This is a genomic window from Geodermatophilus chilensis, assembly GCF_002802985.1.
GTDB classification, from domain to species: Bacteria; Actinomycetota; Actinomycetes; order Mycobacteriales; family Geodermatophilaceae; genus Geodermatophilus; species Geodermatophilus chilensis.
This window is the reverse complement of record NZ_NVPT01000160.1, coordinates 1-11,434: the sequence shown is the minus strand read 5'-3', so window position 1 is coordinate 11,434 and position 11,434 is coordinate 1. Positions and strand designations below refer to the sequence as shown.

Genomic DNA, 11,434 nt, shown 5'->3' with positions numbered 1-11,434 from the left:
CCTGTCAGTGGTGTCTTGGCGGACGCCCAACACCTACCTCACGGCCGGTGCGGGCAGGGGACCGCCACCTCAACTTCTACGAGACCCGGGACAACCTCCTCCGGATGCCCGGAGGCCCGCTTCAAGCAGTCACAAGGCGCCGCGGGATGCCCGGTGCCGGGACACCGTGCGTTTGGACGTGAAGAGTAGGGCAGCGATGTCTCGGATTGAATCACCGCGTGCGGTGAGGTGCCGGATGACCTCCTGCTGTTCGGAGGACGTGAGGTCGTCATAGCGGATGCCGTCGCCAGCCAGTGCACGCTCGACGGCGATGGCGTCCATATCGTCTGGTCGGGCAGGGGCGGCGGCCGGCGGCGCGGGGTCAGTGTCGATGTCGTCCCAAGCCAGCGGTGGTGGCCAACCATGCGCGGCGGCATGGGCGCGGGCGGCGTCTGCGGCGGCGCGCTGTTCGTCGGTCAGCTCCGGTGGCCGGACGTTCCACAGTTGCTCATAGAGGGCGGCGACGTCTCTGGCGGTGCGTGCTGTGACCGACCGACTGGTCATGCTGCAGTGAAGGCTGCCCGGGTGCCGGCCGAGCCGGGCGGCCAACAGCTCGGGAGCCCAGCCGACGGCGATGAGCGCTTGCAGGCGGCGGCGGGTGCCGATGACGTCGACGCGGCTGCGCGGCGCCGGGCTGGCGTTGTCGATTCCGACGCGAAGTACGCGGGCGGCCGTGCCCGAGCGGACCCGCTGCGTCGTCGGGGATCCGCTGCGGTCGTGTTCGGCCAGCTGGCGGATGTGGCTGACCGAGAGGCCGGCGAGCTGCGCGATGCGCTCGACGCCGATGCCGGCGGCGCGCAGGGCAGCGATGTGTCCGCGGACGGGGGCGGCGTCCACGTAGGGGTGCCAGCGGCCGTAAGTCCGTTCTCTGGTGGCGGTGCGGCTGGCGGCGGTGTTGGCGGCGGTGCAGTCGGTGCAGCGGCAGCGGTCCTTGACGTAGGCGGCGCGGGTGCCGTGCTGATGGCGGGTCTCCGGATGGGTGCACTCGCGCGTCACCCTTGCCTGGAGGCGCTCGGCTCGGCGGCGGGCTTGCTCGAGACCGCGCCGGTGCTTCGCGCAGGAGTGCCGCCGATGGTGAGCGTCGGCGAGCGGGACGCTGGCGTAGTCGCTTGTGTAGCCGCAGGACGGGCAGGTGCGGCTGACGCTCATCGCCGCCTCGGCTGCCGCGATGGCTTCGACCTACTGGTGGCGCGGAGGGTGAGGCCAGGGACGCCGGCTTGGTGGAGTCTGTCCTCGATCCAGTCGGTGCGGACGGTGCCGGCATCCCCGACGTGCTCGTCGAAGGCCATGGCGGTGAACTGGGAGCTGATCGCGGACCATTCGCCGTCGGACAGCGGCCGCTCCAGATGCGCCTCGACGGTGGGCCGGTCGACGTAGGCGACGCTGGCGTCGAGGATGTCGGCCAGATCGGTGAGCAGCCGGTAGGTGTTTCCGCCGTAGGCGGCGACCAGGGCCTTGAGGGCCCAGGGGCGGACGGCCTCACGGATCGGCACGACGTCGTCGCCTTCGCCGATGGCTTGGGCCTCAGCAGGGCAGTCCGGATTGGGGCTGGGGGACGGGTCGGTGCGGCGCGCTGTCCGGTCCTGCTTCCACATCGGCGCCCCCACCCCGTCGGTCGTTGCTCTCAGGGAAAGAAGGCGCCGTTTCGGCCCGTCTAGTGACAGGACCCGTGGATGTACTTCCGACTGCGCCGGACCGTTGCGCGTCGGCCCTGTCGCCGGAGGCCGTGCGCGGCTTGACGGCGTCCGCGGACGTCGTTACCCGGTCGGCAGGCTGACCGAGACTGCTGCGTGGAGGAGGTTCGTCGATGAAGCCGATCGGGCACCGGCCGCCCAGTGGCATGCAGGGTCGAGCCGTCCGGTACGGGCACTGGCGGGCGGTCACCGCCGCTCCCGCCATGATCGGCAGCCTGCTCCTGCTGATGCTGGCCTCCGCTGCGCTCAACGGGTGGGCGGGGCTGCTTCCACTCGCCTGGGCAACCTGTGCAGCCGCTGCGACGACGGGGATGGGTGAACGGATGACCGTCCGCGCCACTCAGGGGTTCCACCGACCGAGTCCGACGCAGGCGGCGGCCCTGGCGCCGGCATGGTCGACGGCCCTACGAGTGACCGGGACCGCTGCTGATGACGTCGAGCTGTACGTGCAGACCGCTCGGGCGCCGAACGCGTACGCCGCCGGCGGACGCAGCGTCGCGGTCACCAGTCGGGTCGTGGAGGACTCCGCAACCGGTCGACTGCCGGAGCACCATCTGGTGGCAGTGCTGGTGCACGAGCTCGGCCATCACGCCACGGGAGCGACTCGGCCGATGCTCCTCGTGGCGTGGCTGACCGCGCCGTGGCGCGTCGCGATGAGCCTGATGACCGGTCTTGCGAACATCCTGGCCGGGCGGCAGCTCCGGCTCGGACTGGCCATCGTTGTGATTGCCGGGCTGGCCATGGCCATGGCGCGCGCCCTGGACCAAGGCCAGTGGATGGTCGGGGGAGTGCAGGCCTTCATCGGGCTGGCGGCGGTGCTCTGCCCCCTGCTCGACGCCGCTGTGAGCCGGCGCGCCGAGTTGGCCGCCGACCGGTTCGCCGCCGACCACGGCCTCGCGCTGCAACTGGCCGCCGCGCTGTTAGCACTGGACGACGGCCGGTGCGCGGCCTCCGGATGGTTGCGGCGGCTCCTGGCGTCCCACCCGACGTCCGACCGGCGGATCAGTGCACTCCTCGCAGCGGCGGCCGCCTCACCTGTCCGAGCCCCGCGGAGCCCCGGCGCGACCTCCACAGCGCTGCGAGGCGTCCCGGACGCCTGATGGGACAGGACGGAGGTCCGGCTGAGCCTGCCAGGGCGGCAGCGGGGGGCTCAGGCCGGGCGAAGCCCACTTGCGCCGCAGGTGTCAGTAGAGGCGCGTCCTGAGCGCCTTCTGGGGTGACGACGCTGCCCCGCCCCGGTGGCGGGCGCCGACCACACCGGAGGACCGATGGCCGGATCTGCCGCTGACCCCATGCTGGCCGACGGCGCCCGTGTGGACCGCACGCTCATTGCCCGGATCGCCGCTGCCGAACGATGGGCCCGCACGCCGGATCGAGCGGCCGCGACGGAGCCGGCGCGTCGGGGATTGCGGGCACGGTTCGAGCGGGAAGCTGACCCGGAGGGCGTCCTCGAAGTGGCGGAGCGGAACAGGCGGGCCGATGCACTCTTCACCGCCCACATGCTGCGACTGGCCCGTGCATCTGCGACGGCGCGGCGCAATCGCCTCATCTGATCCGGGCGCCCTCTGATCCGGGGCGCCCTCGCCCGGCATTCTCTGGGCCCACCGCAGGTCCAGCGGCTAGCCGGCCGCGAATCAGTTGGTTTCGGCGGGCTCGCATGAGGCGACGCCACCCCGATCTCAAGGCATGGCCGGCGCCGATCAGGCAGCTTCGGCACCAGGAGATAACCGCTGCCCGCTGCCGTCAGAAGTCACCGAGCCCCAGGGCGCGAGCCTCGGCGGCGGCACGGGCCGACGCCTGCGCGCGCGTGTAGCGCACCAGCATGTCCGGCCGCGTCCAGCCGGCCACCGCCATGAGACCACCCTCGCTACCACCGGCGGCGAGCCAGCGGTGCGCCGCGGTGTGCCGCAGCCGGTGCGGCCGGAACCCCTCGATGCCGGCTGCGCGGGCCCGCTCACCGAGCGTCTTGTGCAGCGCGTCGTAGGAGAATGCCTTGCCGCGGTCGCCGAGCCACAGCGCGGGAGTGCCGGCCAGCCGGTGGCTGCGACGGGCACGGAGGTAGCGGTCCAGCGCCCGGGATGTCTGCGGGCCGAAGGGCACCACCCGGCCACGGCCACCCTTGCCCCGGCGCACGGTGGCCGTGCCGGTGGACAGGTCGACGTCCGCGGTGCCCAGCGCGACGACTTCTCCGGCCCGTGCACCGGTCTCGATCATCAGGCGCACAAGCGCCTCGTCCCGGCGGTCGCGCAGGTCCTTGCCCGCGCAGGCCGCGACCAGCGCCTTGATCTGCTCGGGGGTCAGCGGCTCGACGACCTTCGCGTCCAGCTTGGGCGCCTTGAGGCCGAGCAGGGGGTCGGCGTCGCTCTCGCCCTCGTCGAACAACCAGGCCGAGAAGCGCCGCAGCGCGAGCTGCCGAGCGCGGGCGGTGGCGGGCTCGCCGCCGGCCTCGAGCAGGTCGGCGGTGAAGGCGTTGACGCTGGCCCGGTCGAGCATCGCGGGGCGGCCCTCACCGTCGGCCCAGGCGAGGAAGCGACGCACCCCGTCGCCGTAGGACTTCACCGTCTCGGGGCTCTTGCGCTCGGCGCGCAGGTGCAGCTCCCAGGACGGCAGCAGGCCGGCGAGGTCGACGGTCACGGCGCCCAGACTAGCCTGATATCTGGACTAAGAGCGCTGTGCATGCCCTCCCATCGACCGGCCCGAGCGCGAATCCGCCCCCTGACCTGCACAGACAGGTCAGGGGGCGGTCGGTGTTCAGTCGAGGTAGTCGCGCAGTACCTGGGAGCGGCTCGGGTGACGCAGCTTCGACATGGTCTTGCTCTCTATCTGCCGGATCCGCTCGCGGGTCACGCCGTAGACCTGGCCGATCTCGTCGAGCGTCCGCGGCTGCCCGTCGGTCAGGCCGAACCGCAGCCGGACGACGCCGGCCTCCCGCTCCGAGAGGGTCTGCAGCACGCTGGTCAGCTGGTCCTGCATGAGCGTGAAGCTCACCGCGTCGACGGCGACGACCGCCTCGGAGTCCTCGATGAAGTCACCGAGCTGGCTGTCACCCTCGTCACCGATGGTCTGGTCGAGGCTGATGGGCTCCCGGGCGTACTGCTGGATCTCCAGCACCTTGTCCGGGGTGATGTCCATCTCCTTGGCCAGCTCCTCCGGGGTGGGCTCACGGCCCAGGTCCTGGAGCAGCTCGCGCTGGATGCGGCCGAGCTTGTTGATGACCTCGACCATGTGCACCGGGATGCGGATGGTGCGGGCCTGGTCGGCCATGGCGCGGGTGATCGCCTGCCGGATCCACCAGGTGGCGTAGGTGGAGAACTTGTAGCCCTTGGTGTAGTCGAACTTCTCGACCGCGCGGATCAGGCCGAGGTTGCCCTCCTGGATCAGGTCCAGGAACGCCATGCCGCGGCCGGTGTAGCGCTTGGCCAGGGAGACCACGAGGCGGAGGTTGGCCTCCAGCAGGTGGTTCTTGGCGCGCTCGCCGTCGCGGACGATCCAGTTGAGGTCGCGGCGCATCTGCGGGGAGAGCTTCTGGCCCTCCTCCTCGGCCTGGCGCAGCCGCTCGGCGCCGTAGAGGCCGGCCTCGATGCGCTTGGCGAGGTCGACCTCCTCCTCGGCGTTGAGCAGCGCGACCTTGCCGATCTGCTTGAGGTAGGCGCGGACCGAGTCGGCCGAGGCGGTGAGCTCGGCGTCCTTGCGGGCCTGGCGGAGGGCCTCGGACTCCTCCTCGTCGTCCCACTCGAAGTCGCCGCCCTCGGCGGCCTCCTCGGGAGCGGCGTCGGTCTCGGCGACGCCGTCCGGGGTCGCGACGACGGTCTCGTCGATCTTGAGGCCCTCGCCGCCGGCGTCGACCACGGCGACCGTGCCGCCGCCGGAGGCCACGGCGGTGAGCACGGCACCCTCGCCGCCCCCCGGTGACGGGGAGATGGTGGGCTTGCGGGCGCCCTTGGCGGCGGTCGGCTTCGCCGCGCTCTTGGCCGTCCGCTTGCGAGCGGGGGCCTTGGCCGGTGCTGGCTGGTCGGCGGGCACTCAGGTTCCTTCCCGTGCTGGGTGCGTTCCCCTGGGAGCCGTCTGGTCCCCGGGCAGCGGCCTCGACCGGCGTCCGGAGTCGGAGGGGCCCACGGGCGCCCGGGTTTGACCGGTGCGCAGGTAGGGGATCCCTCTCGGCTGGGAGCGACGGGAGCGGGGCTCCTCCATTGTAACGACGCGTTTCGGTGGGTCCACCGTTTCGCATCGACGCGCGCCCCCCGACCTGGGGGGAGGACGCCGGGTCCAGCGGCGTTCTCACTCTCCGTGGTGACCCGGCGGCGAGCGGCGGCGCACCTCCGCCGTCACTGCCCGATGCGCTCCTCGGCGGCCAGGGCCGCGCCCACGATGCCGGCGTCGTTGAGCAGCTGCGCGGGGACGACGGGGGTGCGGGTCGACAGCAGCGGCACCCACTTGTGCGCCTTCTTGCTCACCCCGCCGCCGACGATGATGAGATCCGGCCAGACGGCGGCCTCCAGGACGTCGAGGTAGCGGTCCACGCGCTTGGCCCACTGCGGGTAACTGAGGTCCTCGCGCTCCCGGGCCGACGCCGAGGCACGCCGCTCGCCGTCCTCCCCGTCGACCTCGATGTGCCCGAACTCGGTGTTGGGCACCAGGACGCCATCGGTGAACAGGGCACTGCCGATGCCGGTGCCGAAGGTCAGCATGAGGACGACGCCCCGCTTGTCCCGGCCGGCGCCGTAGCGCATCTCCGCGAACCCGGCGGCGTCGGCGTCGTTGAGGGTCTGCACGGTGCCGGGGATGCGGGAGGCCAGCCCCTCGGCGAGGTGCGTGCCCAGCCAGCTCTTGTCGACGTTGGCGGCGGTGTGCACGACCCCGCCCTTCAGCACCCCGGGGAAGGTGACGCCGATGCGCCCCTCCCACCCGAAGGAGTCGACGATCCGCTCCACGACGTCGTAGACGGGTTCGGGCAACGAGGGCTGCGGTGTCTCGATGCGCAACCGCTCACCCCGCAGCTCGCCCTTGTCGAGGTCGACCAGGCACCCCTTGATCCCACTGCCACCGATGTCCACGCCGAACCCAAGCACGCGGTCAGGGTAGTGATCGTCCCGGTGGGCGCCAGACCCGCTCGTGCAGGATCGGCCCATGACCACGACGCCGGAGCCCGCCGCCCTGCTCGACCTCGCCGTCTCGACCGCCCGCGAGGCCGCCGACCTGGTGGCCCGCGGTCGCGCCTCGGCCGCCGAGCAGGTCGACGTGAAGTCCAGCCCCGTCGACATGGTCACCGCCGTCGACCGCGCCTGCGAGGAACTGGTCACCAGCCGGCTGCTCGGCGCCCGTCCGGACGACGGGCTGCTGGGGGAGGAGGGCGGCGAGCGCACCGGCACCAACGGGGTGCGCTGGGTCGTCGACCCGATCGACGGCACCACCAACTTCGTCTACGGCCTGCCGGCGTACGCGGTGTCGATCGCCGCGGAGGTCGACGGGCAGGCCGTCGCCGGCGTCGTGCTCAACGCCGCCACCGGCGAGCTGTTCTCGGCCACCGCCGGTGGCGGGGCGCACCTGACCCTCCCCGGCGGGGATCCGGTGCGGCTGACCGGCAGCCGGCCGGCCTCGCTGGGGCAGGCGCTGGTCGCGACCGGCTTCGGCTACCGGGCCGAGCAGCGCCGCGCCCAGGCCGCCGTGGTCGCCGAGCTGCTGCCGGAGGTCCGCGACATCCGTCGGCACGGCTCGGCCGCCCTGGACCTGTGCACCGTGGCCGCCGGCCGGGTGGACGCCTACTACGAGATGCACCTCAACCGCTGGGACTTCGCCGCGGGCGCACTGGTCGCCGCCGAGGCCGGCGTCGTCGTCACGGGGCTGCCGGGGCGCCCGTTCGCCGAGCCGCTGGGGATCGCCGTGGCGCCGTCGGTGGCCGAGGAGTTCCTCGCCCTGCTGGACCGGCTGCACTGAGAGAGGGCCCCCTGCCCCCCACCACTCGCAGGCTCGTGGCGGGACCCTGCAGGGGGCCGTTCCAGCACCTCACCGGGCTCGCGGCGGGACCCTTCAGGAGAGTCGTTCAGCAGGCGGCGGTCGCGCTGGCGCCTGCCGCGAGGGCGGCGTCGACCTCCTCCGCCGGCGCGATGCTGTCCGGGAAGACGAAGTCGGGGCCGATGACGACGTCGACCGTGGCGGTGGCGCGGGTGTCGAGGAAGTCCTCGGAGCCCGGGACGAACAGCCGGACGAAGGCGGCGGCGTCGTTGCCGCGCGGGCCGTGCCGCAGCTCACCGACGCCGGTGACCTCCCGCTCGGTGGGGTCGTTGGCGATCTCCTCGACCACGAAGCCGCGCTCCTGCAGCGCCGCGGCGACGTCCTGGGCCAGGCCGGCCTGGTCGGTGGCGTTGAAGACGCGCAGCGCGACCGTGGTCGGGTCCAGCGAGGGCGGCGCCGCCGACGCGCTGGCGCAGGCCTGGGCCTCCTCGGCCGCCAGCTCGCCCTCGGTGTCGAAGACGTTCCACCACACGAAGAGCGCGGCCAGCGCGAGCACCAGCAGGAAGACCAGTGGCGGGATCGGCCGGCGGCCGCTGCGGGGGCGGACCGCGGAACGGTCGGCGGTCGGCGCGCTCACGGGCTCTCCTCGGTCGCTGGCGGTCGGCCGGAGTGTAGGGCCGGGCGCGGTGTCTAGATCACACCGTCGTCGAGCGCGGCGCGTCCCCGCTCCACGCACGGGTCGATGCGGTCGGCGTAGCCGGCGGTGTCCTTGCCCGCCATGGCGCCGGCGGCCGACCGGGCGACGATGCCGGCGACGATCGCGGCGAACTTGAAGTACGCGAAGGCGACGTACCAGGGCAGGTCGGTCAGGTCCAGGCCGCTGCGCTCGCCGTAGCGCGCCGCGACCTCCGCGCGGGTGGGGAAGCCCTCCAGCGCGGTCACCGTGCTCTGCCCGGCGACGGCCTCCTCCCCGGCCTGCGGCCAGTAGACGTGCAGCATGCCCAGGTCGGCCAGCGGGTCGCCGAGGGTCGACATCTCCCAGTCCAGCACCGCCCGCACGCGGCCGGGGGTCTGCGGGTGCAGCAGGCAGTTGTCCAGCCGGAAGTCGCCGTGGACGATCCCGTTGCGCTGCGTCGTGGGCACGGTCTGGGCCAGCCGTGCGGCGAGGGCGTCCAGGCCCGGGCGCTCGCGGTCGCGGGTGGCGTCCCACTGCTGGGTCCAGCGGCGCACCTGCCGGGCCATGAAGCCCTCCGGCCGCCCGAAGTCGCCCAGCCCCACCGCCTCGTGGTCGACGGCGTGCAGGTCGGCCAGGACGTCGACCAGGCCCTCGCCGATCGCGCGCCGCTGGGCCGGCTCGTCGGCGTAGCCGGCCGGGACCCGGTCGACGACGTGCAGGCCGACGACGCGCTCCATCACGTAGAAGGGCGCACCGAGCACCGCGGTGTCGGTGCACAGGTGCAGCGTCCGCGGCACCGGGACGGCGGTGGGTCCGAGCGCGGAGACGACGCGGTGCTCGCGCACCATGTCGTGCGCGGTGGCCAGGACCGCACCCGTCGGCGGGCGGCGCAGGATCACCGCGTCGTCGGCCGTCCCGCCTTCCGGGGTCACCGTGTACGTGAGGTTGGACATGCCCGCCGCGATGAGCTCGACCCGTACCCGGGACCACCTCCCGTCGCCGAGGACGGAGGCCAGGTAGGGCCCGATGACGATCGGATCAGCACCCACGGGAGTCGACACGGGCGCAGGGTAACCTCTGGCGCTCCGCGCCCCGTCCGACCCGACCCGGCAGCGGGGTGGTCGACCCCTCGCGCGCCGGGCACAAACGGGGGCCGCGCGACGTTGGGGGGTCCGCCGGTCAGACCGTGCCGGCCGCTCCGCCGTCCGCCGGAGGGTCGGACGGCGCAGGAACGACCAGTACCGGCCGGTGCCCGCCCCTGCGGTCACCGGCCCCCGGACCCCCGGTCGCCCACGGGCGACCGGACAGCACGGCGGCGCCACGGCGCGCCGCCGCGGACATGCGGGCTGCCGCCCGCGACGACCCCGGAGGAGGGGCACTTCCCATGGCCACCGACTACGACGCCCCGCGTCGCAACGAGGCCGACGAGCTCGGCGAGGACTCGCTCGAGGAGCTCAAGGCCCGCCGCGCCGAGGCGCAGTCCTCGTCGGTCGACGTCGACGAGACCGACTTCAACGAGAACCTCGAGCTCCCCGGCGCCGACCTGTCGAACGAGGAACTGACCGTCCGCGTGCTGCCCAAGCAGGAGGACGAGTTCACCTGCTCGCGCTGCTTCCTCGTGCAGCACCGCAGCCGCCTGGCCGCCACCAAGGGCGACCAGCTGTTCTGCCGCGACTGCGCCGCCTGAAAGAGAACCCCGCTGCCCCCTGCCACTCGCAGGCTCGCGGCGGGGACCCTGCAGGGGGCCGCCCGTCCGCCCCGCCCTCCGCGGACTCAGGGCGGAGTCCGGGACGGCGCCGGGGGACGGGCACGCGACCGGAGGAGGACCAGTGACGGAACACCGGGGTGAGCGCACCGGGCCGGTGCGGGACGTCCCGCCGCCGCGCCCGGTCGTGCCGGGCGCGGCCGGTCGACCCACGGCCCCGCCCGCGGAGGAGGGGCCGCTCGGGCGGGCCGGCCGGTTGCTGGCCGAGGCCGTCTCCGGCCTCGTGGGCGGGACGACCGGGCCGGCCGCCGACGGGCGCCGCTCGACCGCGGCGACGCTGCGCGACGTCGTCGCCGCGGTCGCGGCCGCCGGTGCTCGTGCCGTCCGCGACGCCCGGGAGACCGCGCCGTCCGGTCCGGACGACGACGGAGCTCCTCGCACCCCCAGCGCGCTGCTCGGCGACCTGCTGGCCACCGCCGCCCCGCGGCTGCCGATCCGCGACGCCGCCCGGCTGCGCGCGGCCCACCCCGGGGCCACGGACGACGAGATCGCCGACGCGCTGGTCGCCCGGGCCGCGACGCTGACCGCCGGCATCGGCGCCGCGACCGGCGGCCTGTCCGCGGCCCACTGGATCGCGCCGCCCTCGCTGCTCGCGCTGCCCCTGGAGCTCGGCGCGGAGACGGTGCTCACCGCCGCCGTCGAGCTGGTCCTGCTCGGCGAGCTGCACGAGCTGTACGGGCGGCGCGCCCCCGGCGACGCCCGCGACCGCGCGCTGGCCTACCTCTCCAGCTGGACGCGGCAGCGGGCGGTCGAGGACTCCGTCGTCCCCGGCCTGGGCGCCGTCCTGGGCTCGGCCGGGCTGCGCACGCTCAGCCGCCGGATGACCCGGCGGATGGCCCGCAGCGTCCCCGGCGCGGCCCCCTTCCTGGTCGGCGCGGCCCTCGGCGGCCGGGCCAACCGGAAGGTGACCGAGGCGCTGGCCCGACGGGTGCTCCGCGACCTGCGCCGGTCCCACCCTTGAAGAAGGCCCCCTCTCCCACTACTCGGCCCCGTCCCGGGTCCCGCCGGCCTCCTGCAGGGTCCCGCTGCGAGCCTGCCAGCAGCGGGGGGCAGGGGGCCCTTGTCCGAAGGGTCGGCAGGACGGGGTGCTTATAGGGTCGCGGACGTGCCCGACCCCTCCCGCCCCGCCGTCCCCGAGGTGGAGGTCCCGGTGCGGCTGGCCTCCCCGGAGGCTGTCTCGTATAAACATCTGACGCTGCCGACGACCCCTTACGGTTAGAGACCGGTAGTCGCGAAGACTCAAAATAAAAACAAAATAATCACCACACAAATAAACATAACCAATACGACAACATTAAACACACTCAT

12 protein-coding genes are annotated in these 11,434 nt (G+C 73.6%); 5 read left to right on the top strand and 7 right to left on the bottom strand.

Going from position 1 to position 11,434, the window contains the following annotated elements:
- Nucleotides 1-129: 129 nt before the first annotated feature.
- Both CNO22_RS21585 and CNO22_RS21580 read right to left on the bottom strand, forming a co-directional pair.
- Nucleotides 130-1,188: a helix-turn-helix domain-containing protein gene (locus CNO22_RS21585; protein ID WP_100501309.1), complete on the bottom strand. Its 1,059-nt coding sequence runs from the start codon at nt 1,186-1,188 to the stop codon at nt 130-132.
- Nucleotides 1,185-1,634, bottom strand: coding sequence for a hypothetical protein (locus tag CNO22_RS21580; RefSeq protein ID WP_157937057.1), 450 nt, complete (start codon nt 1,632-1,634; stop codon nt 1,185-1,187). The genes CNO22_RS21585 and CNO22_RS21580 overlap by 4 nt, the downstream gene beginning before the upstream one ends.
- A 212-nt stretch (nt 1,635-1,846) precedes the next feature.
- Here CNO22_RS21580 and CNO22_RS21575 point away from each other — a divergent pair, with 212 nt between their 5' ends.
- On the top strand, nt 1,847-2,833 hold the full coding sequence (locus tag CNO22_RS21575; protein ID WP_100501307.1) for a M48 family metalloprotease: 987 nt from the start codon (nt 1,847-1,849) through the stop codon (nt 2,831-2,833).
- A 192-nt stretch (nt 2,834-3,025) separates the two neighbouring features.
- Nucleotides 3,026-3,286: a hypothetical protein gene (locus CNO22_RS21570; RefSeq protein ID WP_100501306.1), complete on the top strand. Its 261-nt coding sequence runs from the start codon at nt 3,026-3,028 to the stop codon at nt 3,284-3,286.
- Nucleotides 3,287-3,476: 190 nt separating this feature from the next.
- On the opposite strand, the gene CNO22_RS21565 is transcribed toward CNO22_RS21570, so the two are convergent.
- From CNO22_RS21565 to ppgK, 3 genes are all read right to left on the bottom strand, one after another.
- Nucleotides 3,477-4,367, bottom strand: a complete 891-nt coding sequence (locus CNO22_RS21565; RefSeq protein ID WP_198588498.1) for a tyrosine-type recombinase/integrase — start codon at nt 4,365-4,367, stop codon at nt 3,477-3,479.
- A 117-nt stretch (nt 4,368-4,484) separates the two neighbouring features.
- The gene (locus tag CNO22_RS21560) at nt 4,485-5,756 is read right to left on the bottom strand and encodes an RNA polymerase sigma factor (protein ID WP_100501304.1); all 1,272 of its coding nucleotides are present in this window, start codon (nt 5,754-5,756) and stop codon (nt 4,485-4,487) included.
- Nucleotides 5,757-6,058: 302 nt separating this feature from the next.
- On the bottom strand, nt 6,059-6,802 hold the full coding sequence (gene ppgK / locus CNO22_RS21555; RefSeq protein ID WP_100501303.1) for a polyphosphate--glucose phosphotransferase: 744 nt from the start codon (nt 6,800-6,802) through the stop codon (nt 6,059-6,061).
- Nucleotides 6,803-6,860: 58 nt separating this feature from the next.
- Here ppgK and CNO22_RS21550 point away from each other — a divergent pair, with 58 nt between their 5' ends.
- On the top strand, nt 6,861-7,667 hold the full coding sequence (locus CNO22_RS21550) for an inositol monophosphatase family protein (protein ID WP_100501302.1): 807 nt from the start codon (nt 6,861-6,863) through the stop codon (nt 7,665-7,667).
- A gap of 106 nt (nt 7,668-7,773) precedes the next feature.
- On the opposite strand, the gene CNO22_RS21545 is transcribed toward CNO22_RS21550, so the two are convergent.
- Nucleotides 7,774-8,322 (bottom strand): LytR C-terminal domain-containing protein, encoded by a 549-nt coding sequence (locus tag CNO22_RS21545; RefSeq protein ID WP_100501301.1) that lies wholly within the window; start codon nt 8,320-8,322, stop codon nt 7,774-7,776.
- Between the two features lie 53 nt (nt 8,323-8,375).
- Nucleotides 8,376-9,422: a phosphotransferase family protein gene (locus tag CNO22_RS21540; protein ID WP_198588497.1), complete on the bottom strand. Its 1,047-nt coding sequence runs from the start codon at nt 9,420-9,422 to the stop codon at nt 8,376-8,378.
- A gap of 323 nt (nt 9,423-9,745) precedes the next feature.
- Between CNO22_RS21540 and CNO22_RS21535 the strand changes: the two genes are divergently transcribed.
- Together CNO22_RS21535 and CNO22_RS21530 are read left to right on the top strand one after the other, a co-directional pair.
- Nucleotides 9,746-10,048 (top strand): DUF4193 domain-containing protein, encoded by a 303-nt coding sequence (locus CNO22_RS21535; protein ID WP_012948011.1) that lies wholly within the window; start codon nt 9,746-9,748, stop codon nt 10,046-10,048.
- Nucleotides 10,049-10,190: 142 nt separating this feature from the next.
- Nucleotides 10,191-11,087, top strand: coding sequence for a hypothetical protein (locus CNO22_RS21530; RefSeq protein ID WP_100501299.1), 897 nt, complete (start codon nt 10,191-10,193; stop codon nt 11,085-11,087).
- The last annotated feature ends 347 nt before the right edge of the window (nt 11,088-11,434 follow it).

Bases quoted from the DNA above. Each gene is read 5' to 3' on its own strand.
- CNO22_RS21575 (WP_100501307.1), top strand. From the start codon at position 1,847: ATGAAGCCGATCGGGCACCGGCCGCCCAGTGGCATGCAGGGTCGAGCC.
- CNO22_RS21570 (WP_100501306.1), top strand. From the start codon at position 3,026: ATGCTGGCCGACGGCGCCCGTGTGGACCGCACGCTCATTGCCCGGATC.
- CNO22_RS21535 (WP_012948011.1), top strand. From the start codon at position 9,746: ATGGCCACCGACTACGACGCCCCGCGTCGCAACGAGGCCGACGAGCTC.
- CNO22_RS21580 (WP_157937057.1), bottom strand. From the start codon at position 1,634: ATGTGGAAGCAGGACCGGACAGCGCGCCGCACCGACCCGTCCCCCAGC.
- CNO22_RS21550 (WP_100501302.1), top strand. From the start codon at position 6,861: ATGACCACGACGCCGGAGCCCGCCGCCCTGCTCGACCTCGCCGTCTCG.
- CNO22_RS21585 (WP_100501309.1), bottom strand. From the start codon at position 1,188: ATGAGCGTCAGCCGCACCTGCCCGTCCTGCGGCTACACAAGCGACTAC.